Annotated in this window: 25 protein-coding genes; 6 read left to right on the top strand and 19 right to left on the bottom strand. The window is 36.8% G+C overall.

Annotation, left to right across the window (positions count from 1 at the left end):
* Positions 1 to 9 precede the first annotated feature (9 nt).
* From AC3FI7_RS16455 to AC3FI7_RS16445, 3 genes are read right to left on the bottom strand one after another with little or no spacing between them, the layout of a single operon-like run.
* Complete coding sequence (locus AC3FI7_RS16455) at positions 10 to 429, bottom strand: SufE family protein (RefSeq protein WP_142723544.1); 420 nt, start codon at positions 427 to 429, stop codon at positions 10 to 12.
* Between the two features lie 43 nt (positions 430 to 472).
* Positions 473 to 1,570: a glycosyltransferase gene (locus AC3FI7_RS16450; protein WP_491460526.1), complete on the bottom strand. Its 1,098-nt coding sequence runs from the start codon at positions 1,568 to 1,570 to the stop codon at positions 473 to 475.
* Positions 1,570 to 1,794, bottom strand: a complete 225-nt coding sequence (locus AC3FI7_RS16445; protein ID WP_142723546.1) for a uroporphyrinogen decarboxylase — start codon at positions 1,792 to 1,794, stop codon at positions 1,570 to 1,572. The genes AC3FI7_RS16450 and AC3FI7_RS16445 overlap by 1 nt, the downstream gene beginning before the upstream one ends.
* 151 nt (positions 1,795 to 1,945) lie before the next feature.
* On the opposite strand from AC3FI7_RS16445, the gene AC3FI7_RS16440 reads away from it, so the two are divergent.
* A complete protein-coding gene (locus tag AC3FI7_RS16440) occupies positions 1,946 to 4,480 on the top strand; it encodes an ATP-dependent Clp protease ATP-binding subunit (protein WP_142723547.1) in 2,535 nt (844 codons plus the stop codon).
* Positions 4,481 to 4,562: 82 nt separating this feature from the next.
* Here the strand turns inward: AC3FI7_RS16440 and AC3FI7_RS16435 are convergent, their stop codons facing one another.
* The 3 genes from AC3FI7_RS16435 to AC3FI7_RS16425 form a co-directional block, all read right to left on the bottom strand.
* A complete protein-coding gene (locus AC3FI7_RS16435; RefSeq protein WP_343660544.1) occupies positions 4,563 to 5,168 on the bottom strand; it encodes a DUF8737 domain-containing protein in 606 nt (201 codons plus the stop codon).
* Positions 5,169 to 5,234: 66 nt separating this feature from the next.
* Positions 5,235 to 5,822, bottom strand: coding sequence for a Crp/Fnr family transcriptional regulator (locus AC3FI7_RS16430; protein ID WP_491460525.1), 588 nt, complete (start codon positions 5,820 to 5,822; stop codon positions 5,235 to 5,237).
* 59 nt (positions 5,823 to 5,881) lie between these two features.
* Positions 5,882 to 6,409, bottom strand: coding sequence for a hypothetical protein (locus AC3FI7_RS16425; RefSeq protein WP_142723550.1), 528 nt, complete (start codon positions 6,407 to 6,409; stop codon positions 5,882 to 5,884).
* A 192-nt stretch (positions 6,410 to 6,601) separates the two neighbouring features.
* On the opposite strand from AC3FI7_RS16425, the gene mnmA reads away from it, so the two are divergent.
* Positions 6,602 to 7,789, top strand: coding sequence for a tRNA 2-thiouridine(34) synthase MnmA (gene mnmA, locus AC3FI7_RS16420; protein ID WP_491460524.1), 1,188 nt, complete (start codon positions 6,602 to 6,604; stop codon positions 7,787 to 7,789).
* A 125-nt stretch (positions 7,790 to 7,914) separates the two neighbouring features.
* The gene (locus AC3FI7_RS16415) at positions 7,915 to 8,124 is read left to right on the top strand and encodes a hypothetical protein (RefSeq protein ID WP_343660548.1); all 210 of its coding nucleotides are present in this window, start codon (positions 7,915 to 7,917) and stop codon (positions 8,122 to 8,124) included.
* Positions 8,125 to 8,187: 63 nt separating this feature from the next.
* Here the strand turns inward: AC3FI7_RS16415 and AC3FI7_RS16410 are convergent, their stop codons facing one another.
* Complete coding sequence (locus AC3FI7_RS16410; protein WP_491460523.1) at positions 8,188 to 8,538, bottom strand: hypothetical protein; 351 nt, start codon at positions 8,536 to 8,538, stop codon at positions 8,188 to 8,190.
* Between the two features lie 13 nt (positions 8,539 to 8,551).
* Positions 8,552 to 9,280, bottom strand: a complete 729-nt coding sequence (locus tag AC3FI7_RS16405) for a glycine-rich domain-containing protein (RefSeq protein ID WP_491460522.1) — start codon at positions 9,278 to 9,280, stop codon at positions 8,552 to 8,554.
* A gap of 113 nt (positions 9,281 to 9,393) precedes the next feature.
* On the opposite strand from AC3FI7_RS16405, the gene AC3FI7_RS16400 reads away from it, so the two are divergent.
* Both AC3FI7_RS16400 and AC3FI7_RS16395 read left to right on the top strand, forming a co-directional pair.
* Positions 9,394 to 10,290: a hypothetical protein gene (locus AC3FI7_RS16400; RefSeq protein ID WP_491460521.1), complete on the top strand. Its 897-nt coding sequence runs from the start codon at positions 9,394 to 9,396 to the stop codon at positions 10,288 to 10,290.
* A gap of 156 nt (positions 10,291 to 10,446) precedes the next feature.
* The gene (locus AC3FI7_RS16395; RefSeq protein ID WP_491460520.1) at positions 10,447 to 11,673 is read left to right on the top strand and encodes a DUF6051 family protein; all 1,227 of its coding nucleotides are present in this window, start codon (positions 10,447 to 10,449) and stop codon (positions 11,671 to 11,673) included.
* A gap of 92 nt (positions 11,674 to 11,765) precedes the next feature.
* Here AC3FI7_RS16395 and AC3FI7_RS16390 read toward each other — a convergent pair whose 3' ends face one another.
* The 10 genes from AC3FI7_RS16390 to AC3FI7_RS16345 form a co-directional block, all read right to left on the bottom strand.
* Positions 11,766 to 12,509: a LytR/AlgR family response regulator transcription factor gene (locus tag AC3FI7_RS16390; protein WP_343660555.1), complete on the bottom strand. Its 744-nt coding sequence runs from the start codon at positions 12,507 to 12,509 to the stop codon at positions 11,766 to 11,768.
* A gap of 60 nt (positions 12,510 to 12,569) precedes the next feature.
* A complete protein-coding gene (locus AC3FI7_RS16385) occupies positions 12,570 to 12,845 on the bottom strand; it encodes a 2TM domain-containing protein (RefSeq protein WP_291900741.1) in 276 nt (91 codons plus the stop codon).
* Positions 12,846 to 12,873: 28 nt separating this feature from the next.
* Positions 12,874 to 13,170, bottom strand: coding sequence for a 2TM domain-containing protein (locus AC3FI7_RS16380; protein ID WP_142723558.1), 297 nt, complete (start codon positions 13,168 to 13,170; stop codon positions 12,874 to 12,876).
* A 176-nt stretch (positions 13,171 to 13,346) separates the two neighbouring features.
* Positions 13,347 to 13,916: a methyltransferase family protein gene (locus tag AC3FI7_RS16375; RefSeq protein ID WP_343660557.1), complete on the bottom strand. Its 570-nt coding sequence runs from the start codon at positions 13,914 to 13,916 to the stop codon at positions 13,347 to 13,349.
* Between the two features lie 85 nt (positions 13,917 to 14,001).
* Entirely contained in the window at positions 14,002 to 14,307 is a 306-nt protein-coding gene (locus tag AC3FI7_RS16370) for a 2TM domain-containing protein (protein ID WP_142723560.1), read from the bottom strand.
* Positions 14,291 to 15,625, bottom strand: coding sequence for a histidine kinase (locus tag AC3FI7_RS16365; protein ID WP_491460519.1), 1,335 nt, complete (start codon positions 15,623 to 15,625; stop codon positions 14,291 to 14,293). Before AC3FI7_RS16365 ends, AC3FI7_RS16370 begins: the two co-directional genes overlap by 17 nt.
* Positions 15,626 to 15,756: 131 nt before the next feature.
* Complete coding sequence (locus AC3FI7_RS16360; protein WP_491460518.1) at positions 15,757 to 16,416, bottom strand: hypothetical protein; 660 nt, start codon at positions 16,414 to 16,416, stop codon at positions 15,757 to 15,759.
* A 50-nt stretch (positions 16,417 to 16,466) separates the two neighbouring features.
* Positions 16,467 to 18,713: a TonB-dependent receptor gene (locus AC3FI7_RS16355; RefSeq protein WP_491460517.1), complete on the bottom strand. Its 2,247-nt coding sequence runs from the start codon at positions 18,711 to 18,713 to the stop codon at positions 16,467 to 16,469.
* Positions 18,714 to 18,806: 93 nt separating this feature from the next.
* Positions 18,807 to 19,730: an AraC family transcriptional regulator gene (locus AC3FI7_RS16350; protein WP_491460516.1), complete on the bottom strand. Its 924-nt coding sequence runs from the start codon at positions 19,728 to 19,730 to the stop codon at positions 18,807 to 18,809.
* Positions 19,731 to 19,793: 63 nt separating this feature from the next.
* Positions 19,794 to 20,444, bottom strand: coding sequence for a 4'-phosphopantetheinyl transferase family protein (locus tag AC3FI7_RS16345; RefSeq protein WP_491460515.1), 651 nt, complete (start codon positions 20,442 to 20,444; stop codon positions 19,794 to 19,796).
* Between the two features lie 221 nt (positions 20,445 to 20,665).
* On the opposite strand from AC3FI7_RS16345, the gene AC3FI7_RS16340 reads away from it, so the two are divergent.
* Entirely contained in the window at positions 20,666 to 21,169 is a 504-nt protein-coding gene (locus tag AC3FI7_RS16340; protein WP_142723566.1) for a superoxide dismutase family protein, read from the top strand.
* Positions 21,170 to 21,223: 54 nt separating this feature from the next.
* On the opposite strand, the gene AC3FI7_RS16335 is transcribed toward AC3FI7_RS16340, so the two are convergent.
* Positions 21,224 to 23,353 (bottom strand): carboxy terminal-processing peptidase, encoded by a 2,130-nt coding sequence (locus AC3FI7_RS16335; protein ID WP_343660571.1) that lies wholly within the window; start codon positions 23,351 to 23,353, stop codon positions 21,224 to 21,226.
* Between the last annotated feature and the right edge of the window lie 276 nt (positions 23,354 to 23,629).

Below are 23,629 nucleotides of genomic sequence, written 5' to 3'. Positions count from 1 at the left end.
TGGTCACCGTTATGATTTCAGTTGGTAAGCAACTGCATAAAACTTAATCTGCTTCGTCATCGCCATCAATCCGTTGGCTCTGGAAGGAGAAAGAAATTCCTGTAGTCCTATTTCTGAAATAAACTCAAAATCAGAATCCAGGATTTCCTGAGTGGAATGGCCACTGTAAATACTTACTAAAAGAGAAACGATACCTTTTGGTAAAATACCATCAGAATCTGCATTAAAGAACAGCTTCCCATCTTTGAATTCAGCATCAATCCAAACTTTACTCTGACAGCCTTTAATCAGATTTTCTTCCGTTTTTCTGTCTTCCGGCAAGCCTTTCAGTTCTTTTCCAAGATCAATGATGTACTCATACTTTTGCTCCCAGTCTTCAAGAAAAGCGAATTCGTCGATTATTTCCTGCTGTTTTTCTTTAATGGTCATTTTAAATCAATTTCTTTTGCAAAGATAACCAATTTTGTAAAATTTATTGACGGGATGCTTTTTCAAAAAGCTGCAGGATTTTCGTTTCTTCATTTTCCCAGCAAAATACATCTGCAGCCTTATTCAATTCGTCCTGATAATACAGTCTCCCTTTTTCGAGCACCCTATTGATTGCCTTCTCGATTGTTTCCGGCTGATGATCAGAGACAATTTCTCCTACATCAAACTGATTCTTTATCCTTTGCATCTCCGGGAAATTAATCATGACAAGAGGTACTCTTGACTGGATATAATCACAAACCTTATTAGGAAGTGAGTAATAGTAACTCACGCCGTTATTTTCCTCAAGGCTAAATCCCACATCAGCGGTTTTGGTTATCTCCCTGAGATTTTCCGGTTTCAGTTTACCCAGAAAAAATACTTTATCCTGCAGCCCCTCCTGAGCGACAAGCGTTTCATATTCTTTCTTTTTAGGACCATCACCGACAATTTTCAATACAGCATCTTTAATGTGATGCATCGCCACAATCATTTTTTCTATTCCTCTGGATTGATTAATCGCTCCCTGATATAAAATAATTTTAGGATGATTTTCCTGAATTTCGGGTGCCGAAAGGATTTTTCTCGGAATATTTCTTACCACTACAGGGTTGACACCATATTGTTTATGAAACCATTCAGCATAGCTTTCACTTTCTGTCATCATCAGTTCCATATGAGGAACCAGTCTTCTTTCAAGGACTCTCCAGAATTTCTGTGAAAACCTGTTCTGGACCGATGGCATTTCCGTGAAAATTTCATGACTGTCGAAGACCAAAGGAATGTTCAGTTTTCTGGAAATGAGATAATTTGGCAGAAGAGCATCAATGTCATTGGCATGAAGAATAGTATCTTTGTCCGCTTTTTTCTGCAGCTCTTTATATAATTTCCAGTTGAACTCAAAATAAGCAGTCTTCAGGCTTTTAGATTTCAATGGTATTCTCGAAAAAGGGTAAGGACGCTCCATTTTTTCATTCCCCTGCCAGTTATTCCCGATCAGATTGATGGAATATCCGTTATCAAAAAGGGTTTTGCAAACCTTTTCGATCCTCTGGTCAGTATACAGATTACTAAAAGCTGAAGTAATTATTTTTTTCCTCATTAACTCTTTTTACCTAGTATTAAATGATAGATCTGAATGAAGCAGATTAACCCATTTGGAATGATAACCGGCCAAAGCGGACCGCTGAAGAAGCCATAAATGACAAAACAAAAGCAGCCAATCATATTGACAATTCTGATTTTTCTTACATCTTTCAGTATGAAACTCAATACAATAAAAAGAGAAGCAGAATAGCCGATGTAGGTGGTTATTTCAGGATTCATGGGAAAAAATTAAGGATAACAAACTTAATCATTTTCAATAAGATAATAAAATTTTTTCTGCCATAAAGTCATTAATTGATTTTTGGTAAAATATTTGTAATTTAGATAATGAATAAAAGGTAATGTTGCCTTTGTTCTAATGAGATATATTATGGATTATAAGTTTTCACAAGGTTTGAGCCAGGTGTTCAAACAAAGCAAAAGCGAAGCTAAAAGGCTGAAAAGTGAATTTCTTAATACAGAACATCTACTTTTAGGTATTATAAAAACGGAAAACTCTGCAAAAGAAATCCTTCAAAACCTTAATGCGGATTTAACACAAATCAGAAGAAAAATTGAAACTTTAAATACAGCAAGTCTTAATCCTATTTCTGAAGAGGTTACCAATATTTCTTTCACCAAGATGGCAGATCATGCCATTAAGCGTGCAGAGTTAGAATGCCGACAATATAAAAGCAATGAAATTAATACCGTTCACCTGCTTTTAGGTATTCTTTATAAATATGAGGATCCTACTTCAAATATTCTGGGAGCTTATGACATCGATTATGAGGGAGTTTCAAGAGAGTATCAGACTATGCTTAAAAATTCAGGACAGACACCGCAGATGAGTGCTTATGATGATGATGATGAGAGAGAAGAATTTGAGCAAATGAGAAAGCCTACAGGAAATTTAGGCTCTGCAAAAAGTAAAACGCCTACACTGGATAACTTTGGTAGAGACCTTACTTCTTTGGCAAGAGACGGAAAGCTGGACCCAGTGATCGGGCGTGAAAAAGAAATTGAGCGAGTTTCTCAGATCTTATCACGAAGAAAGAAAAACAACCCTCTTCTTATCGGAGAGCCGGGAGTTGGTAAATCTGCCATCGCTGAAGGTTTAGCGTTAAGAATTCAACAGAAAAAAGTGTCAAGAGTTCTTTACGGAAAACGGGTGATCACCCTGGATCTGGCCAGTTTGGTTGCCGGAACTAAGTACCGTGGCCAGTTTGAGGAAAGAATGAAGGCCATCATGACGGAACTGGAAAAAAACAGAGATGTCATCTTGTTTATTGACGAGCTTCATACGATTGTAGGAGCGGGAAGTTCTACCGGAAGTTTAGATGCTTCCAATATGTTCAAGCCGGCTTTGGCAAGAGGTGAAATCCAATGCATCGGAGCAACGACTCTTGATGAATACCGTCAGTATATTGAAAAAGACGGGGCTTTAGAAAGAAGATTCCAGAAAGTAATGGTGGAACCTACTTCTATTGATGAAACGATTCAGATTCTGAACCAGATCAAAGATAAGTATGAAGAACACCACAATGTAATTTATACTCCTGAAGCTATTGCGGCATGTGTCAATCTGACATCAAGATATATTACAGACCGTTTCTTACCGGACAAAGCTATCGATGCAATGGACGAGGCAGGTTCAAGGGTGTATATCAAAAATATGAAAGTTCCTACTGAAATCATTGATTTTGAAAAGAAAATCGAAGATATCAAAGAATTGAAACAGAAAGCAGTAAAAGCTCAGGATTATCTTGAAGCAAGAAAGCTTAAAGATGAAGAGGAACGCCTTCAGATGGAACTGAATGCAGCCCAGGAAAAATGGGATAAGGATGTAAAAGAGAAAAAAGAAACCGTAACGGAAGAGAATGTAGCAGAAGTGGTTTCGATGATGAGTGGAGTTCCTGTAACGAAAGTGGGCAAGAACGAGCTTGATAAACTTGCCGGAATGGATGGAAATCTAAATGGAAAGGTAATCGGCCAGGAAGATGCTGTGAAAAAGGTTGTTAAGGCAATTCAAAGAAACAGAGCCGGTCTTAAAGACCCGAACCGTCCAATCGGTACATTCATTTTCTTAGGAACAACAGGGGTTGGGAAAACCGAGTTGGCAAAAGTAATGGCAAGAGAGCTTTTCGAATCTGATGAATCTTTGATCAGAATCGATATGAGTGAATACATGGAAAAATTCGCAGTTTCAAGATTAGTTGGTGCGCCTCCGGGATACGTTGGATACGAAGAAGGAGGTCAATTAACAGAAGCCGTAAGAAGAAAACCTTATGCTGTGGTTCTTTTGGATGAGATTGAAAAAGCGCATCCTGATGTATTCAATATCTTGCTACAGATTTTGGATGAAGGCCATGTTACGGACAGTTTGGGAAGAAAAATAGACTTTAGAAATACCATTATTATCCTTACGTCAAACATTGGTACAAGAGATCTTAAAGATTTCGGAGACGGTGTAGGATTCGGAACTTCTGCGAAGAAAACATCTTCGGATTCAAGAGCAAGAAGTACCATTGAAAATGCACTTAAAAAAGCATTCTCTCCTGAATTCCTGAATAGAATTGATGATATTGTGATCTTCAACTCTCTTGAAAAAGATGACATCAAGAAAATCATTGATCTTGAACTGAACAAACTGTACAGCAGACTTGAAAAATTAGGATATAAAGTTGAATTGACTGAAGAAGCAAAAGACTTTATCTCTGAGAAAGGCTGGGATAAGGATTTTGGAGCAAGACCATTAAAACGAGCTATTCAGAAATATATTGAAGATTTATTGGCAGAAATGCTGGTAAACAAACAGTTATCTGAAGGCGAGACCGTAGTTCTTGATCTGAATGAAGCAAAAGACGGATTGATCGGAAAAACGCAGAAAGCGAAAAAATCGACAGAAAAGTCTTCTCAGTCTTAATTAAGTAAATAATTTAATTTTCAAATAGAAAAGCACTGGCAAAAATCCCGGTGCTTTTGTTTTTTCAGATTGATTGATGGCGTTATTCAATCATTTCAGAGAGTTTTTTATCTTTCATTTTTAAAAGGCGGCTTAAAGAAATAAAATGAGTAAACCCTGAAAGAGGAACGCCAAATAAGGGTATCAAAATCAGAGGCAACTGAATAATCGGAGCCATTTCATTATTTCCTGTGATGGTAAGAAAAACGCCTGTTCCTACAGCAATAATAAAATCAAGCAAACCAATGATATTAAAAATATAATAATTTAGCTTGGTACGCCCGAAAACAAAGACCGATGCGGCAAGACTTCCTGAAATAATATCACCATAAGCAGCATTATGGATAAATGTTTCAGATAATTTTCCGGTATAAGAAATAAAAATCCAGCCGGCAAAAATCCTCCAAACATGGAAAAGGGTAATCCCTTTTAAAGGAATTGAATCGGAAAAAGCCTTAAAAGACGGTTTTGTCTGATAAATAAAAATCAATCCCAAAAGAATCAGGGCGATCAAAACTCCAAAAAGTGGACGCGGAATAAGACTAAAAATATTAAAAAAACCTAATAAAAAACTCCCCGCTCCCCAAAAGATCATTATAATCGCAATACGCTTTTCCAAGCCAATCTGTTGAATATTTTCTGTTTGCATAATGTATAAATTTATATGCAAAATTCAGCTTCATAAATTGTAAAAACTTTGCCAATTGGCAATTTTTCAGTTTGTTTTTCTCAATCTGCTTAAAGAAGTATTTGTGATTCCAAGATAAGATGCAATAAATTTTAGCGGAACATGCCTGAAGATATCCGGAGATTCTGACAGTAAGTCTTCATATCTTTTTTCTGACTTTTCTTTAATCATAGAAATTGTCCGTTTCTTCAACTCTGTAAATCCTCTTACCAAAATAGCCCTACCAAACTCTCTGAACTCCGGCAATGTATGAAAGAGTCGTTGGCACTTTTCGTATTTTCCGATCCAGACCACACAGCTTGTAATGGCTTCTATACTTTCCTTTGATGGTTTCCGTTGAAAATATGATTCCACTTCAAAAACCATTTCATCAGGCTTGAAAATATTTGTAGTTACCTCATTGCCATCAATATCCAGCACATAAGAACGCATATATCCCTTTTCGAGAAAAATATAATCAGAATTAATACTCCCTTCTCTTAAAGTAAGCTGATACTTTGATAAAATTACAGGTTCGAAATTGTCAGCGATAAAATTTGCGGTAAAATCAGATACAGGATACGTTTTTTTGATGAAGCTTACTAAACCATTATTTGAAAGATTTTTGACATCCATATTGCTCATAGTATTTTAGCAAATTTACTCCATGATACGATCAAAACATCTCAATAAAATTATAATCCCACCACGAAACCAATATTCGGCACCAAACCACTGGAAAAAATACTCGAATTTTCTTTCCAAAGCACATTATACATAACCCCTATCTGCATAAAGGAATGATTTCCGATCCGCTGCATATATCCTCCTCCAAGATACAATGCATTTTCCTCCGTATTGTATTTATAATCGTAGTATTTATCCCTGTAATCGATAAAATAATGTTGATAATTGGCTCCTAAATAAAATGACCGGGCAAAATAATAATTGACAAAAGGTCCTACTCCGAACATTGTGGATTTATAAGAATTGGAGGTCTGCCAGGATACAGTTCCTACTACCCCGCCTTCAAGATCATCAGTAAGCCTGTAACCCACTCTGGGCGAAGCAGACAGATTGAAAGAGCTGTTACTCCCGAATCCTAATCCGATACCTCCTCCGAAAGTCCACCTGTTGTTTTCCTGTGCCTGGGTACTCACCGAAACCTGGGAAAAAGCTGATCCTGAGCAGATCAGCATCATAGAAATAATAAACTTTTTCATATCTAGAGCTATTTTGTTTTGATGATATTTATCCATTCCCCCACTTGTTTATCCATGCAGGAAAATGGTGACAACGATTACCATCGTTTTTATCAATGTTTAAAATTATGGTTTTTTTGCGAATTTTTTAGTTGTATTTTTGCCGCATCAAACTAAGAACTCCCGTTAAGAGTTTCGTAAAATTGAAATACAATGAAAATAGTAGTAGGCCTCTCCGGAGGTGTAGATTCTAGTGTTACAGCATATCTGCTGCAGCAGCAAGGTCATGAGGTCGTGGCTTTATTCATGAGAAACTGGAACGATGCTTCCGTAACATTAGAAGATGAATGTCCCTGGATTGAGGACAGTAATGATGCCCTTATGGTGGCACAAAAGCTTGGAATTCCTTTCCAGGTGATAGACATGAGTGAACTTTACAAAGAACGTATCGTTGATTACATGTTTTCCGAATACGAAAAAGGCAGAACTCCCAACCCCGATGTACTGTGTAACAGAGAAGTAAAATTCGATGTATTTATGAAGACCGCAATGTCTTTAGGTGCAGATAAGGTCGCCACCGGACATTATGCAAGGGTAACCTCCACTTTTGATGAAAACGGTAAAGAAATTTTCCATCTTCTGGCTGGAAAAGACAACAATAAGGATCAGTCTTATTTCCTTTGTCAGCTAAGTCAGGATCAGCTTTCTAAAGCATTATTCCCTATCGGAGAACTTACAAAACCTCAGGTAAGAGAAATTGCAAAAGAAATCGGGCTGGTAACAGCTGATAAAAAAGATTCCCAGGGGCTGTGTTTTATCGGAAAAGTGAGCCTGCCCCAGTTTTTACAGCAGCAATTAAAACCTAATGAGGGGGAAATCGTGGAAATTTTCAAAGATTCACCTCTGTTTTTGGAAGAAAAACCTGAGTTTTCGTCTAAAGAAGAAGAGCTTGAGTATCTATCCAGAAAAATCCATTATAAAAAATCTGACGGAAAAGCAATCGGGAAACATCAGGGAGCCCAGTTTTTCACGATCGGACAAAGCAAAGGCCTTGGAATAGGCGGACACAAAGAAAGCTGTTTTATCATCTCCAGAGACATGGAAAACAACATCCTTTTTGTAGGAGAAGGAAGTCATTTCCCGGGACTTCACAAAAAGGCCCTGAAAATTGATAATTCTGAACTGCACTGGGTACGTGAGGATATGAGACTTCAGAATGGAGGATCTATGGAAGTAATGGCCAGATTCAGATACAGACAGCCTTTGCAGAAAGCAACACTGTACCAGTTTGAAAATGCATTTTATATTGAATTTGATGAACTGCAGTCTGCTATTGCTGAAGGTCAGTTTGCTTCATGGTATATTGATGAAGAGCTTATCGGCAGTGGCGTGATTTCATAGGAATTTTTGAGTTTCGGGATCCGGGAGTCAGATTGAGACCGTTTTTTAAGAAATAAATTTTTACAATTTTTCTGTAACGTTTTTTAAGTTGTCTTACTTACTGAGTAAACAATAAAAATACGACTATGAAAACATTTTCAAAAAACCAGTATGCGTATGCAAACAATATTCTGATTACCACTGTATCTGCTATTTTTGGCTATAATCTTTATCAGTTCATTGTACATCCGGAAAATTCGAATATCGCGATCAGCCTCATATTAGTGGTACTGACTTCGGTTATGGTCCGAAGGTATGGCTACAAACCTGCGAATGAAAAGAAGAAAGATATTTGAGATCAACAGCTTATTATAAAGCCCGGAACATTTTTGTTTCGGGTTTATTTTTTAATAATATCTCTATTTCATGTTTTTGTTGACCTGAGCAGGCATAAGAGCCACTGCAACAATACATTCTGCAATTAAAATCATAACCAGAAATCCAATGGGTTTCCCCAATATAATTCCCCAGACCAGCTTTATCATTCCCAGCAGAAAAATAAATCCAGCGAAATAAAATGTTTCTTTCGAAATTTTTTCTCTCAAGGAATTGATTATAAAAACCGAAGCATAGAAACCAAGAACCAGAATAATATAGAACGTAAGAAAATCAGGTCCTTTAAGTGTAACGGGGTTCAATGTATGACAGGTTACCCAAAGCCACACAAGGCTTATCATAACTGAAGCTGAATGAATGACAATCTTTTTCATTATAATTAGTCTTTTATCCGCCGCAACCCCCACATCCACCGCAACCGCCTCCACATCCGCCTCCTCCGCTGCAGCCTGATCCGCCACAACTGCTTCCGTCATTGCTTTGCTTATCTTTTCTGTTAGGATCAGAGACTTCCTGATCTCCGGTTATGGATACAATCGCTCCCAGAATAAAAATTACCACAAATACCCCACCTGTGATGAATAATCCGGCGAAACCGTTTCCTTCCGTACATGAGAACAGCATCAGCAAAAGAAAAATCCAGACAAAAGAAGCCATTTTTCTTATCCACGACCGTCCTTCAGATTTTTTTCCAAGATCTTTCCAGATTTCTTCAGGAGCTTCCTGTTGAAATACAGTCTGATAGCCTGTAAGGGTTTCTTCAAACCAGTTCTGATGTTTTTCTTTTTCTGCGATCCCTCCTTTCGATGGATGATGATGAAGCGGTTTTTTCAGAATATTCGGGCAGAATTCTTCCCAATAGTTCTGGGTATAGATCAGGTGCATGTGCCATACTTTATCCACTATTTTGCTTGGAGAAGCACCGTTGGGAAGGACACAGCAGAGATAAACAAACTTTTTATATTCTTCTATTGCCTTTCTTGCAAAATCAAGGCTCCAGCTTTCTTCTTTTGCCAGTTTTTTTGAGAAAGGAAATTCAGCACCGGGAGCATCCAGAGAAAACTCCTGTATTCTGGTCCAAAGGGATGCATCTTTTAATACCATTTTTGTTTCCATTGTTTTACATTTTATTTTCCATTCAAATATCAATGGATCCTATAATATAAAAGTCTTTAAAAAATCTTTTCAGGTTTGATAAAAGCCTTAAATTAGTCTTATAAAATCAATCCATGAAAAAAGAAGATATTCTGCACCTTGAAAAACTTATGAATTTCTTAAGCCGCCACTTTTTAAAGAAAAACCACTGGGAGGATGTTACTAAAACCGAATGGTCCTATATAAGTGCCGAGCTGAATGAAATGATTATCAATGACCAGTCAGAGAAAGCAATGAGAAAGGAACCGGATCTACTGGGAACGAATTATCTGTATGAGCATCTGATTATCAATAAGCTGAAGAAATACAGGCAGAATGAAAATGCTGTACTGAGCAGGCCTAATCTTGCCAAGCTAAGTCTAATTGTCAGAGTTCTGGGGTATTCGAATTACATAGACTTCATTAATTCCAATACGGAAACCTTCAATTTTAATGATCTGAGGATTGATATGAATAATGTTAATCTGAATACGGCTCTTCTGGACCGTTTGGTGGGCTGTTGGTATTCTTATAACAGAAATCTGCCTGACAATCCTTTAATGGCAAAAGAAGACCGTATATGGCGTTCTGCTATGGAGATTTATAAATCTGAAACAACCGGAGAATATTTTATTGAAAGGAGCGGTGGTGACCACCATAAATATTTTGGAAAAGTAACAGCCTATTCAGATTATGTATTCATCATCATGAACAGCAACACTTTTATCCGGCAGAGACATTTTATTTCAAGGATAAAAGATATTAAAGAAAAACTTAAGAACCCAGACTATAAGCTCCACGAAATCCATTTTATAAGTACCTGTATCAGTTTTAACCAGGAGCCGATTGCCTTGTTTGAAATCTTTAGAAAAGCAGACCGAAAAAATTTCATTTCGGATTCTATCAGTTTTCCGATTGACAGTGATGAAATCCCGGAATCTATTGTGAAACAACTTGAAGACACAGAGTCCAACAGAATTGATTACAGATAGTTAAGATATAAAAAAAGCCGTCAGAAACGTGGACACCAAAGGATGTATTCTATTTCTCTTATGCCTGGAATACATTTAATCATTCAAAACCAATAGATTACAGCAATAATTCTTTAACTTAATAGTTTTAATTATGAACCCATCAATGACCTCGTTATGGAATATTGTGAACTGCATGAAGTTTTGAAGAGTCATTTTGATTCCGGAAAAGACAGGATTGAAATAAAAGAGCTGAATGTAACCATTGAGGCAATTCCTTTTGAGTCCAAAGTTTCTGACCTGCTCTATGGTTCGGAGCACCAGCATTGCAGTAAACATCAGCAAGCTCTGGAAATCAACGAAAAAGGATACCTTTTTTATAATCACCCTACAATAGACCTCAAAGATTTTGATATTGAATGCAATAAAAAGTTTGAATATTATATTCTGAAGAGAGCCGATATTGAAACGGCAGATGGATGCATATTCTTTTTTCACGGGCTGAACGAGAAGAAATGGGACAAATACCTGCCATGGGCTTATGAACTGGCCCAAAGGACCAAAAAAGCCATTATATTGTTCCCGATCGCTTTTCATATGAACCGTGCAGAGCCTATCTGGAGTGACCGTCATCACATGATGGAAGTCGTTAGTTTCAGGAAGAAAAAGTATCCTGAAAACATGAATTATTCCTATGTAAATGCTGCTATTAGCTCCCGGCTGGAAGCCCATCCTCAAAGGATGTTCTGGTCCGGGCTTCAAACCTATTCTGACGTTACTGAAGTTGTGAAAAACATTAAATCCGGTACAATTAAAAGCATTGCCGCAGAGGCAAGCCTGAATCTGTTCGGATATTCTATAGGGTCCTTTCTTTCCATGATCATTAAAATGGCTGATCCGAATGATTATTTTACGCAGGCAAAAGTATTCTGCTTTTGCGGAGGAATGACCATCGACAGGATGTTTCCGATATCAAAATACATTATGGATACTCAGGCAACGGTCAAGATGCAGTCTGTCTTTACAGAACTTCTGAGTTCAGATTTTAAATCAGATTCCCGCTTGAAACACTATCAGACCGATGCATTACATTCACAGGAAAGCTGGTTCAAAAAGATGCTGCGGTATAATTTCTTTCAAAAAGAACGGGAGGAAAGAATTCGGGAGATCCAAACTCAGATCAAAGCTTATGTCTTGGAGAAGGACAGTGTTGCTCCTCCTATGGAAGCTTTAAATACACTGCAGGGAGGCTACAGGAATATCGATGTTGATATTGAAATCAAGGATTTTCCGTACGAATATTCTCATATGGTTCCTTTTCCTCTTACCCATAAGCATAAGAAAGACGTCACGGAAGCCTTTCACCATTTTATAAAATCTGCCAGCGATTTTTATGGCAGTTGATCATTCTCCTTTTTTAGGGATAAAAGATGGAAAGGAATAGTTTGAAAAAAAATAATATAAGATCCATGGTTTTTGTTTTTAGCTTTTATTTATCAACTGACTAGCCAGTCTTTGAAATCTTTCACCCGGTCTCTGCTTACCGTAATTTCCTCTTCAGGCTGAAAATCCAGATCCACTTTGTAATACGGTGAAGTATGAATGTTTCTGATATAATCTGAACTGATAATAAACTGCCTGTTGACCCTGAAAAACTTTTTGCCATCGAGAACATCTTCGAGCTCATCAAGCGTAAAATCTGATGGGTAAGTGCGGTCTTCCGTCTGAAGATAGACGATTTTATTTTCACTGAAAAAACAGCTTATTTCATGAGTCTGTATAATTTTAAGGTTATATCCTATTTTAACAAGAACTCTGGAAAGGGTAGATTTTTCTTTTCTGATCAGCTGTTTGATATCCTGAGAAGCATTGGTATCATTTGCCGGAATGAACGATTTGAACTTTTCTATTGCCCCTTCGAGATCTTCATCAAGGATGGGTTTTAAGAGATAATCAATACTGTTCAGTTTGAATGCTTTCAGTGTATATTGGTCAAAAGCTGTTGTATAGATAATGAAACCTTTGGTAGGTACTTTTTCAAAAATATCGAAAGAGAGACCATCACCCAAAACAATATCGGAGAAGATCAACTGAGGATGTTCGTTTTCAGAAAACCAGGCAACCCCCTCTTCTACTGATTCTATTTTAGCAACGACATCTATTTCAGGAAAACTACCCAGCATTCTTTCCAATTTCCTTGAAGCAGGTTTTTCATCTTCTATAATGACAGTTTTGATCATTGAGCTTTAATTTTGGTTTTCAGATTTTAGGAAATAAAGGTAGAGAAAAGCAGACAACTTTTAATAATCTATTGGCTTTTTCTCTTTTCTCATTTCTTTTTCAATCATATCTCTTTCCCACTCAGAATCAAAAAGAAACAGTTTTATCGCTTTTACAAGAAGGATAAGTCCCCATATTCCAAGTATGGCATATCTGTCAAATAATTGGATTCTGATTATCTTTTCATCAAATATATCATCAGGAGCAATAAGCACAGCAACGACTGCAAATATGAAAATACTTCTGTAGAATTTTTTGATGTTTTGAGTTCTTGTGTAAGCAGTTTGGTAATCCATGATTGTATAATTTTTTAAGTTATTAGGGTTAAAATGTTTTTATTTTTGGTTTTTCTTCTTTATCCATCAGTTCCTTTATTTTTCTTTCCTCCCATTCTTTACCGATTCCATAGACATTAACAGCATGAAATGCAAGTCCGATCCCCCAGCCCAGTGCAGGCCATAAGAACCATAAATAACCCGGTGCAGTAAGAATATTCAATATGGCTAAAAAAGGAATTACAAGACAGTAAGAAGTAAGATTTCCATAAAACTCTTTCAGTTCTTTTACTCTTCTTGAGGCTTTTCTGTAAGCTATCGTTTCTTTGTTGGGTAAAATTTCCATAATGTTTTGTTTTAAAGGTTAATTTGTTTTTCTTGACTCAAAGGTACTTCAAGGAAGAGCTCAAATCAATTTTATATTACCGAAGGGTAGAAAATGATATCCGAATGGTAAAAACTTGTGATTAATGGAATATTCGTGTGAAATCTCTAAATTTCCTTGTTTTAAAAAGCCTGGAATCAGTAGATAAAAGGGATCAGTTTCTTTGTACTTTTCCTGTACTCAATGTATTCATCCCCGAACTGTTCTACTAAAGCCTGTTCTTCAATTTTAATTCTATAGCTAAAAGCTAAAAAAGGAGGTATAAAAGCGAAGATTAATGACAGCCAGTTGTTTAAATACAGTCCAAGTCCAAGTGAAGTCAGCAGCGAAAAAGCGTAGGAAGGATGCCTCAGGTATTTATAAAATCCTTCTTTTTTGATTTTATGGTCCTGTCTGATGGTAACATCCACCGTAAAGTATTTTCCCAGAGACCTGATAATAATGTACCTGAAAATAATCCCAGACAGAATGAAAAGCTCTCCAAGATAAAGAATCCAGTGATCTTTAATGATTGGGAAACGGGTATTATAGGATATGATTACTGAACTCATGATGGAAAAAGGGATGGCCAGCCATAATATATTAAGGGTAGATCTGTCCTTGTCTTTTTTATCCTCTTTGCCGGATTTCAGCATGTTTTTATACAATATCTCTGTAAGAAACCAGACAACCATTGAGATATAAAACAGGATGGATAAAGTATTCATTTTTAATGGTTTAATGTTATATTTAGATGAAATGACAGATCACTAAGCTGCAGAATATCACAATGCAATTTTGATGTTTTATTTTCTAATGATCTTTCTTCTTGTCTATGATTTCACGGATTTTATCTTCCTCCCATTTTTTTACAGCTCCTATTTTGGGTAAGAAAACGGCTGCCGCATGAGCCAGAAGCCCAATTCCCCAAAAAGTGGCAGTAAAGAAATTTTTAAACTGAAAATAGCTTTCTCCGGGTTCCAGATGTGAAATATTATAAAAAACAATAATGATGTTTACTGCCACATAAACGAATACATGTCCATAAAACCCGGTCAGTTGCTCTACCTGTTTTTTAGCCTGCTGATATTGAATATCATCTTCATCGAATTTTTCCATTGTTTTTGTTCTTTTGTTGATTCATAATTTCCCTTATCTTCTTTTCCTGCCATGATTCCCCGATTCCAAAAATCTTGAAAGCCCTGAAAGCCAAAACCATTCCCCATGCTAATGCCGGATACCAAAACCAATATTCTCCCTTACTGGTAAAAAGATTGACAAAGAATAAAAAGGGAATAATAATACTGAACGTAATCAGGCTGGAATAAAACTTTTTCATTTCCCTTACCCTCCTTTGAGCCTTTTTGTAAGCAGCAGCTTCATCTTCAGACTCTTCGCTGGAAACTTGAGGTTTAACTAAAAGCATCGGAAGTTTTACTTTAAAATGGTCTTCAGACTTTTCTATAAAAACATTTCGTTCTGTAAGCAGAGAATAACGCTGTACAATATTGGCAAGACCAATCCCGGAACTTTCTTTGATCTGCTCTCTTACCTGCAGATTGTTTTCAATGCAGAGGGTATTTCCATCTGAAAAAATTCTGATAGTAAGTGGTTTTGATGATGTCGCAAAATTATGTTTGATACAGTTTTCCAACAGCAGCTGTAGAGAAAGCGGAACCACATATTTCTGATAATCTTCCCTGGGAACATCAAAACTAAAATCCACACTGTCTTCAAATCTGGTTTTTAAAAGTTCACAATAGGTTTTTGCAAATTCTATTTCATCTTCCACCGTCACCATCTCTTTATCTTTCTGTTCAAGTACATACCGGTAAATCTTTGACATTGAAGCGGTAAACTTCTGGGCCTGCCGGGGATTTTCATCAATCAGAGAGCTTAACACATTCAATGAATTAAAAAGGAAATGAGGGTCCAGCTGGTTTTTTAAACTTTCAAACTGAGCATTGGCAGATTTGGCAATAAGCTTCTGTTCCACCACCTCTTTTCTGGAAGTCTTCTTCAGTTCCTCCATAAAGCTTTTCGCATGGAGAAAAGCAGATATGAGCAGGGCAATATTGATCATAAACCAATTGGTAACTCCATATTTTGATGAAAAAAACTCTTCTGCAGTAGCTGTTTTCTGAATAACAACATAGTTCATATAATTGCAGAAATAAACCAGAATGAAATTCCCAATAACAATCGAAATAATGCTTAAAACGGCCCTTGTACGGGTAGCTTCTGACCAGGGAAATTTTTTATTCAGAAATTCATTGATAAACCCGTTCCCAAATCCCAATACAAATGAGTACATCGTAGAAAGAAGCAGTGTGATCATAAAAGTCCGGAAAGTCTTTTCATCATTGAAAAACAAAAAGAAAAACAATGTGGTTCCCAATGATGTCCAAAGTAATGTTGTAAGGTATTTACGCTTCATGATCTGTTTTCTTGACTCAAAATTAGCTTTTATTAAAGGTATCAAAAATTAATTCTTACCGAAGGGCTTATTTTCCTCTCTGAATGGTATAAAAAAACCTTCACGGATGAAGGTTATATGAAAAGGAAAAACTATTTTACTTTTTCTGCCGGAAGACTCAGAAAATAATCAGCTTCTGCTTTTCCCCAGCTTGGATCCAATGCAGTTTTTGGCTTGTAGGCTTTAAATTTTGCCTGAGCATCTTTAAACATTTCCAAGCCTTTGGTTTTACTCCCTCCGTATTGTTCAGGGGTAAAATAAGTGTCTTCTGCTTTGATAAGAGCAATCCTTGGATTTGAAGGATCCAGCTTTTCTGCAGTACTAAGTTCCTCAGAAGCTCTTGCTCCGTCTGTCATGTAACGTTGCGGAGGATTCACCATCATTCTCAAAGAATAAGACATTTTTCTCAACAGGTGAATTTCTGCATTATCTGCCCCTGCCAGGTTCTGAGCCATTGAAAGATGCTTTTCAGCCTGATCTGCGATAACATCCAATTCCTGCATTTTTCCTTCTCTCATCAGGGTTCTCCCTTTCTGAATTAAAGAAAATGCAGCATAGTATGCCGGAAGCCACTTTGTACTTTCTTTACTTCCTATTCTCTGGAAATCGTTGGACAGCGTCTGGAAATCTTCCGGTGTTTTACAGGTTTCTATCTTTGCTATTTTGTCAGACATTATTTTGTCATAATCTGCCTGTGCAAAAGCCGTCAGGCTCATACAAACTAAAGCAAAGCTTAAAAGGTATTTTTTCATGAGATCTAATTTTAAAAGTTAGTGATGTTTGTTGGTCCTAAGTTATGTTTTTATAAATTATTATTGATGGCATCATCTGATTTATCCACACCAAAGCTTATAAATGCACCTATAAATATAAAGGTATTGACTGGCGGAACAGTGGCAGAACTTCTGGATCCGTCTGCAGAGAAATTATATCCATATACATTCTTTGATCCTAAAATATTAGTAATACTCAATACAAATACAGGAAAAGCCTTCGCATCTTTTTTACCGATGTTGGGAAGATAATTGAGACTGAAATTCAAGGCATTATAATCTTTCAATCTGCCTTCTGTTCTGGTATAATTAACCGCTTTGCCATTCTCAAATGCAGAAGCAATATCATAATAAGGGCGTCCCTTTGCATAAGTGTATGACAAGTTTACTCCAAGTTTCCATTCCGGAATAAATCTTTTGGCTACTGCCGAAAGTGTATGTTCTGCCGCAAAGCTTGGCTGCAGGCTCACAGGATAATTAAGGAAGTCTCTTTTTGAATCCAGGTACGAGTAACTGATCCAGTAATCAATATTTTTAAATGTTTTTTTATTATCTCTCCAGAAGAACTCCAATCCTTTTGCATATCCATATCCATTATTGTTTAAAGCAGTCTGGATCTGCTGGTTCTGTTCTTTATCAGGGGTAACATTAAATGTTTTGATCAGCTGGTCATACTTCTTATAAAATGCCTCGAAACGTAATGTTCTGCCTTCTGAAGCCCTCTGAATCTGAAAAATATAATGCTGCGATTTCTGAAATCCAAGATCTGCAGGAGCATTGATGTATTTACTTTCAGGATTCTGATAAAAGATTCCATAGGCTAGAGAAGTGGTCCAGTCTTTTGCCAGACGATAAGCAATAGCAAAACGAGGAGCAATATTATTCTTTCCTAAAAACGAAGAATGTTCTGCCCTTACCCCTACTTTCGCTGATAAGGCATTACTGAAACCCAGATCTGTTTCTACAAAAGCTGATGAGATCAAATCTTTGTAATGTTTTTCTACAGATTCAAAATTCAGATTTTCATCGGTATTATTCAGTTCAAAGCCTCCTCTTACCGCACTGATTCTATTGATTTTCCTTTCAAGAACAGCTTTGAAATTAAGATAATTTCCATCTGTCAGAAGCTGGCTCCTGTTGGCTTCCATATTATTTGTTTCAGTAGAGAAATGAAGGTCAGATCTGTTATAAGAATAAGAACCTCCAACATTCAACAGGTATTTCCTGAATTTCTGTCTGAAAGAAAGATTATGATAGGTATTTTTCCCATTAAGCTTTACCAGGCTGAAGTCATATCCGGGCTCAAGACTTTCTGACCTTACTCCCATTTTGTTTGAGTTGTACATGCCATAATATTTGAAAAACCCTCCTGCTTTTGTTTTAAATCTGAAATTCAGATCTCCGTTCAGTCCTTGGGGAGCCTCAAAAAAATCTGTATTAAAATTGAAGACTTTCTGCATCAGGCTTAAAAGAGAATAGCCGGCAGTAGCCCCGTATGAATAAGTTTTATCATCTGATAATTTCTGAAATCCGGCATTCAGGAAAATAGGTGAAATCCCGAAATTATAGGACGTCTCATCCGGAAGATCTACACTTTCCAACATCAATGCTCCTGAAAGCGCCTGACCGTACAATGCAGAATAACCACCACTTGAAAAAATATTTCCTTTAAAAAGAGAGGTATTGAACTGGTCTCTTCCCGCAATTCCCGGAACAGAATTGGAAAAGTAGTTGTTAATAAGACTTCCATCCATAAAAATTTTCGACTCAGTACCTGTTCCGCCCCTTACAAACAGTCCTTCAGTTCCTCCCACCTTCTGTACTCCCGGAAGATAAGTCAGCGCTGAAGAAATCTGTCCGTCTGCCCCTGCTGTTGTATAAATATCAATCGGGCTGAGCAGTGCTGTAGCTCTTTTTTTATCACTTGCTTCAATAGAACCCGCGGAAACGACCACAGCATCAATTTCACTGATCTGTTCTTTAAGGTCAACATTCAAAGAAATATCCTGGTTTTCAATAGCAACCGTTTTTTCTACATTTTCATATTTCGGGTGGGTAAAAGTTATGATGTGCGTGCCTTTTTCTGATGTTTCAAATGTAAAGTTACCCTGAGCATCGGTGGTAGTTCCGTCATATGTATCTTTCAGAGTCACATTAACCTCGCCCATCCCCTTGTTTTTAAAAGATACTTTCCCCGAGATTTTAATCTGAGAATATCCCATTGCAGAAATGATCAGTAAAATCAGAACCAAAATGTTTTGTCCTTGTGTTTTCATTTTTATTGTTTTCTGAGATCAAAAATAGCGTCAGAAATACCATCCTTGAAAAAAATTGTTACCGAAAGGCATTCTTTTCCTTCCGAATGGTAATTAATAAACCGGAATACAAAAATCCACAATCATTTTTCCTTCCGGATGTTCTTTAAAGTTAGTATAATAAATCTCGTAAGGAAAGGTCCTCCTGAACTTGTAATTATGCTCATTCATCCATAAAAACAAAGAGACCCAGCATTTCTCAAAATCGTCAAGGGTAACTTCGCCGCTTCCTACAATATATTTTCCGGCTTCTAATGTTTCAGCAAATACCTCACCTTCCTGCGTATTAAGCTGTTTATCCAAAAGCATACAGGCATGTATTCTGACCTTGTCCAGAGGTGTTATCCTGCAGCTGTCATGATATACAGAGATCATTTTCACCTTATCTTTTGGAAAAAGCCCCTTCTTTGTTGCCCAATCTATTAATACCTTGAAAGAAGATTCTACGTTGGCAATTCCAAGGCTCATTACGGATGCCAGATTCATTTCCGGCATTTTTTTTACTTCGATTTTTAAATTCATTTTCGTCCAGTTTAACAGGTTTTCGATGCTGCAAATGTATTGGCTGAAAACGGTATTAACTTGTCCGTTCTTGCTCTGTTGCTGCAAAATTCTGTGAAATTTTTCCGGAGCCGATCTGCGGAACTCCGTAGGTGCCAGACCATAATGCTTTTTAAATGTTTTACAGAAAACAGAGTGGCTGGAGAATCCGAGATCCCAATAGATATCTTTGATGTCCATATTTTTATGCAAAGCCAGATGAAGAGCACTCTTTTCTATTTTCTTCCTGATAATATAGTTCTGAAGGGTTTCTCCTGTCACCAGCTTAAATATCCTATGGAAATGAAACGGAGAATAGGCACTTACCTCTGAAACTTTCTCCAGAGATAAATCCGCATCAAAATGACGATCAATATATTGTATTGTTTTTACAATCCTTTTTTTATATTCTTCCAATTCAAGGGTATGAGTTAACAAAGATATTTTCTCTGGACGGAATTTATTTGTTCAATATTGCTATGATCAGAAAGTCTTTTCATTTTATATCCAATCATCCTTTTCAAAAGATTTAATAAAAGGCACCGCTGATTTAATTTTCTGATCTGAAGAGGCCATATAGCCCTGATAATCCTCGTGAATAAAAATCTTTTTGGTAAAGAATTTTTTATCTTCAATATAACATTCGCCATTGATCACCTCAAAAGAATCCAGTGGAAGCATCATACCTGCACCATGAGCTTTTATGACAGCCTCTTTTCTGGTCCAGTAAGTAAAAAAAGCTTTCATCTTATCTTCAGATCCCCGGATTTCCAATAGCTCCCCTTCTGTCATCTGAAAGGTAAAATCCTGATAATGCACCTTAGGATCATTAAATTCTACATCTATTCCCAAAGGATATTCTGCAATAGCACACGTCACGAGGTCTTTAGAATGCGATATATTAAAATGAAGGGAATTCCCTTTCAGATAAGGTTTTTTATTGGAGAGAATACCTGTTTCTGCATCATGGATATTATAATAGGTCCTTAATCCATACCGCAGCAAAACTTTCCCAAGTAAAGAAAGCTGTGCATCCTGCCATCTCCTGTATTTTAGAATATCCCTTTTGGTGTCATCAGGAAATACGTTGAGATATCTGTCTAAAAGAGGCTGGTGTTTTTCTTCACTGATAAAAGTATATAGGATAATCATTTTTCTAATTTTCTTTTGATAACAGAGCAATTACTTTTCACGTTAAAAATAAGCTTTTTTCCTGCCTTTTTAATTAAGTTATAAACCTTCGGGATATTCTCTATAATATAACAATTAAAACTGCCATAAACGGTGGTTTCTCAAAAAAAGACCGGAATCATAAAGTGCTTTGGAAAATCTTTTTTAATTTTATAGATAAAATCACTTTAAATCATTTAAAAATGAAAGTACAAACATTAGCATTATTGGCAGGGTGTGCGTTTTTAGCAGCTTCATGCGGAACAACAAAAACGTACTCTGTAAATGCCAAAAGCGGAACACAGACAGGAGGAACAGCAAAGTTTACTCAAAACGGAAATGAAGTAACCATGAAACTGGATATTACCAATCTTACCCCCGGAATTCATGCGGTACATATTCATGAAAAAGGAGACTGTTCTGCTGCGGATGGGACATCTACCGGCGGACACTGGAATCCTTCCAAGAATGATCACGGTAAATGGGGTGCTGAGCATTTTCATATGGGAGATATAGGAAATCTGGTTGCTGACCAGAGTGGTACCGCAACATTGACTTTCAAGACAGACAAATGGTGCCTGGGATGTACAGATGAGTCTAAGAACATTATCGGAAAAGGCCTTATTGTACATGCTGCAGCAGATGATTTTCACACTCAGCCTACCGGAAATGCAGGAGGAAGAGTGGGATGTGTAGAAATCAAGTAACCCTATTACTCAATAAAAAAACCGCTGATCAAAATATCAGCGGTTTTTTTGTATTTATGATTTAGTACCCATATCTGCTACAATATTCATTGCTTCCTGCAGGTAAAGATCTTTTCTCAGATTTTTGATCCACATTTCAGATTTTTTCTTGAAAGCTTCGTCTTTTTTCTCTCTTTCAATTTCGCTTGGATACATGATAAACTGAAGTCCATTCTCGAATTTAGTTAAAGCTTTAAACTTTTCGATCTGAGATTTTCTGTTTTTCATCAGCTCATTGAACTTCGTTATATTCAGGGTAATTGTTTCTTCTTTATCCAGCTTCTCTCTCCACTGAGCAGACTCCAATAACAATTGGTAGTTGTTGTTTTTAGCCATTCTGTCTGCACTTGCTTTCTCCAGTGCCTGAATATTGAAGTAATTCAGCTTCTGGAATTTTGTAGGAGAAATCTTATCCCATGCCAATGCATAATCATCATATCTCTCTCCTACCTCTGCATACGTAAAGAAGTCCTTCATCTGAATATCAGAAACAATTCCTTTTCTCTGGGTAGATTCTCCGGTGATTCTATAGAATTTCTGGATAGTAAGCTTTAAAGATCCGAAATCATCTTCTGTGTTCAGGAATCTGTTCAGATCTACAAAGGTCTGAACGGTTCCTTTTCCGAAAGACTGCGGAGATCCGATAATCATTGCTCTTCCATAGTCCTGCATCACTCCTGCAAGGATTTCTGAAGCGGAAGCTGAAAGCTCATTCTGCATGATTACCAATGGACCTGTCCAGATAGGCGTTTCATTTTTATTCTTAAGCGTCTGTATTTTTCCGTTTCCGTCTTTTACCTGAACATAAGGTCCGGCTTCCATGAAAAGCCCCATAATATCTCCTACTTCAGTTAAAGATCCTCCTCCGTTATTTCTGAGATCAAGAATAATCCCTTCAATATTCTGAGCTTTAAGCTTAACAATCTCATTTTTAATATCATCAGAAGCATTTCTTCCTTTGGCATTTTCAAAATCTGCATTAAAACTTGGAAGATTGATGAAGCCATATTTCTTACCGTTTGGAGCATTTACAACAATACTTCTTGCAAAAGTATCCTCAATGGCTACTTCCTCACGGATCATTGTTACATCCTTGATCGTCCCGTCTTTCTTCTGAACAGTCAATGTTACCGGAGTTCCTTTTTCCCCTCTGATCAGTCTTACCGCTTCGTCAGAAAGCATTCCTACAACATTTACCGCATCTTCTTTCGGTTTGGATTTTACTTTCAGGATCTTGTCCCCTTCTGAAAGCTGCTTAGACTTCCACGCTGGTGCACCGATGGTAAGGGCTCCAAGATAAAGGTTTCCTTTTTTCTCCTGAATAAGCGCACCGATCCCGATTACTTTTCCGGTAAACTGAGTATCAAAATCCTCTTTATCTTTTGGAGAATAATAATTGGTGTGCGGATCAAATACTTCTGTATAGGCATTCATATAAACCGTAAACCAATCCATCTTTTTTCTCTTTTTGAATCTGGTAAAGGTATCTTTTACAAGATCTTTTACTTCATCAGTTGCTTTTTTGATCTTTTCGTCCTGGGTAAGAACTTTCAGTTTGATCGTATCTTTAAGTTTATACTTCTGAACAGAATCTTTCTTTTCTTTCTGCGCTTCTTCTTTACTGTTCATCGACTCAACTTCCTGAAGAATATTGTATTTGATGAATTTTTTCCACTCATTATACTGCTCCTGTTTGTTGGCAGGTACTTTTTTAAGCTTTGGCTCAAGAGTAAGGGTTTCATCTTCCTGAAGATTGATCGGCTTACTGAAAATATCCTGAGTGATTTTATCAATTTCATCCACTCTCTGGTATAATCTGTCAATCGTAAGTTTATAGAATGTGAGATCACCCTGTCCGATATAATCATCAAGCTTTGTTTCATGCTTGCTGAACTCATCCATATCAGATTGGAGGAAATATCTTTTGGCTGGATCTACCAATTCGAAATAATGCTTATAAACGTCTTTCGAATAGGCATCATTGATCGTCTTCGGGCTATAATGCAGATAAGAAAGTGTGTTTTTTACGCTCACCATAATCGTCTGCATCTTTTCATCGTCATTCTTTGGCGAGTTGAAACAAAACATTAGACTGGTTAATGGAATAAGAAGTAAAAATTTATTCAGTTTGAAATTTTTCCACATAAACTGTCTTTATTTATTAATTTTTTTAAAATAAGTATAATAATTAGTAGCAGTAAGTTTAGTACTGTTACAAATGATCAAATTTAAGACCTTATTTACAAATACCGAACAATTTTACTTATTTTTATTGAAAGTAATGTGCAAATAATAAAGAGATTGTCAGTGAGCTCCTATTATCAGGCAGTTTATCCTTCAACGAAGCGAACATCTTCTTTTTTATTGAATCTTTCTGAGTATATTTTTCATTAAAAGTAAAAAAAACACATACCACAAAAA

The sequence above is a fragment of the Chryseobacterium sp. TQ-BC-N36 genome (assembly GCF_058382295.1).
This window is presented reverse-complemented; position numbering and strand designations above follow the sequence as displayed.

What these genes read in the sequence shown, in the direction of transcription:
- AC3FI7_RS16455 (WP_142723544.1), bottom strand. Translation starts at nt 429, where the DNA reads ATGACCATTAAAGAAAAACAGCAGGAAATAATCGACGAATTCGCTTTT.
- AC3FI7_RS16450 (WP_491460526.1), bottom strand. Translation starts at nt 1,570, where the DNA reads ATGAGGAAAAAAATAATTACTTCAGCTTTTAGTAATCTGTATACTGAC.
- AC3FI7_RS16445 (WP_142723546.1), bottom strand. Translation starts at nt 1,794, where the DNA reads ATGAATCCTGAAATAACCACCTACATCGGCTATTCTGCTTCTCTTTTT.
- AC3FI7_RS16440 (WP_142723547.1), top strand. Translation starts at nt 1,946, where the DNA reads ATGGATTATAAGTTTTCACAAGGTTTGAGCCAGGTGTTCAAACAAAGC.
- AC3FI7_RS16435 (WP_343660544.1), bottom strand. Translation starts at nt 5,168, where the DNA reads ATGCAAACAGAAAATATTCAACAGATTGGCTTGGAAAAGCGTATTGCG.
- AC3FI7_RS16430 (WP_491460525.1), bottom strand. Translation starts at nt 5,822, where the DNA reads ATGGATGTCAAAAATCTTTCAAATAATGGTTTAGTAAGCTTCATCAAA.
- AC3FI7_RS16425 (WP_142723550.1), bottom strand. Translation starts at nt 6,409, where the DNA reads ATGAAAAAGTTTATTATTTCTATGATGCTGATCTGCTCAGGATCAGCT.
- mnmA (WP_491460524.1), top strand. Translation starts at nt 6,602, where the DNA reads ATGAAAATAGTAGTAGGCCTCTCCGGAGGTGTAGATTCTAGTGTTACA.
- AC3FI7_RS16415 (WP_343660548.1), top strand. Translation starts at nt 7,915, where the DNA reads ATGAAAACATTTTCAAAAAACCAGTATGCGTATGCAAACAATATTCTG.
- AC3FI7_RS16410 (WP_491460523.1), bottom strand. Translation starts at nt 8,538, where the DNA reads ATGAAAAAGATTGTCATTCATTCAGCTTCAGTTATGATAAGCCTTGTG.
- AC3FI7_RS16405 (WP_491460522.1), bottom strand. Translation starts at nt 9,280, where the DNA reads ATGGAAACAAAAATGGTATTAAAAGATGCATCCCTTTGGACCAGAATA.
- AC3FI7_RS16400 (WP_491460521.1), top strand. Translation starts at nt 9,394, where the DNA reads ATGAAAAAAGAAGATATTCTGCACCTTGAAAAACTTATGAATTTCTTA.
- AC3FI7_RS16395 (WP_491460520.1), top strand. Translation starts at nt 10,447, where the DNA reads ATGGAATATTGTGAACTGCATGAAGTTTTGAAGAGTCATTTTGATTCC.
- AC3FI7_RS16390 (WP_343660555.1), bottom strand. Translation starts at nt 12,509, where the DNA reads ATGATCAAAACTGTCATTATAGAAGATGAAAAACCTGCTTCAAGGAAA.
- AC3FI7_RS16385 (WP_291900741.1), bottom strand. Translation starts at nt 12,845, where the DNA reads ATGGATTACCAAACTGCTTACACAAGAACTCAAAACATCAAAAAATTC.
- AC3FI7_RS16380 (WP_142723558.1), bottom strand. Translation starts at nt 13,170, where the DNA reads ATGGAAATTTTACCCAACAAAGAAACGATAGCTTACAGAAAAGCCTCA.
- AC3FI7_RS16375 (WP_343660557.1), bottom strand. Translation starts at nt 13,916, where the DNA reads ATGAATACTTTATCCATCCTGTTTTATATCTCAATGGTTGTCTGGTTT.
- AC3FI7_RS16370 (WP_142723560.1), bottom strand. Translation starts at nt 14,307, where the DNA reads ATGGAAAAATTCGATGAAGATGATATTCAATATCAGCAGGCTAAAAAA.
- AC3FI7_RS16365 (WP_491460519.1), bottom strand. Translation starts at nt 15,625, where the DNA reads ATGAAGCGTAAATACCTTACAACATTACTTTGGACATCATTGGGAACC.
- AC3FI7_RS16360 (WP_491460518.1), bottom strand. Translation starts at nt 16,416, where the DNA reads ATGAAAAAATACCTTTTAAGCTTTGCTTTAGTTTGTATGAGCCTGACG.
- AC3FI7_RS16355 (WP_491460517.1), bottom strand. Translation starts at nt 18,713, where the DNA reads ATGAAAACACAAGGACAAAACATTTTGGTTCTGATTTTACTGATCATT.
- AC3FI7_RS16345 (WP_491460515.1), bottom strand. Translation starts at nt 20,444, where the DNA reads ATGATTATCCTATATACTTTTATCAGTGAAGAAAAACACCAGCCTCTT.
- AC3FI7_RS16340 (WP_142723566.1), top strand. Translation starts at nt 20,666, where the DNA reads ATGAAAGTACAAACATTAGCATTATTGGCAGGGTGTGCGTTTTTAGCA.
- AC3FI7_RS16335 (WP_343660571.1), bottom strand. Translation starts at nt 23,353, where the DNA reads ATGTGGAAAAATTTCAAACTGAATAAATTTTTACTTCTTATTCCATTA.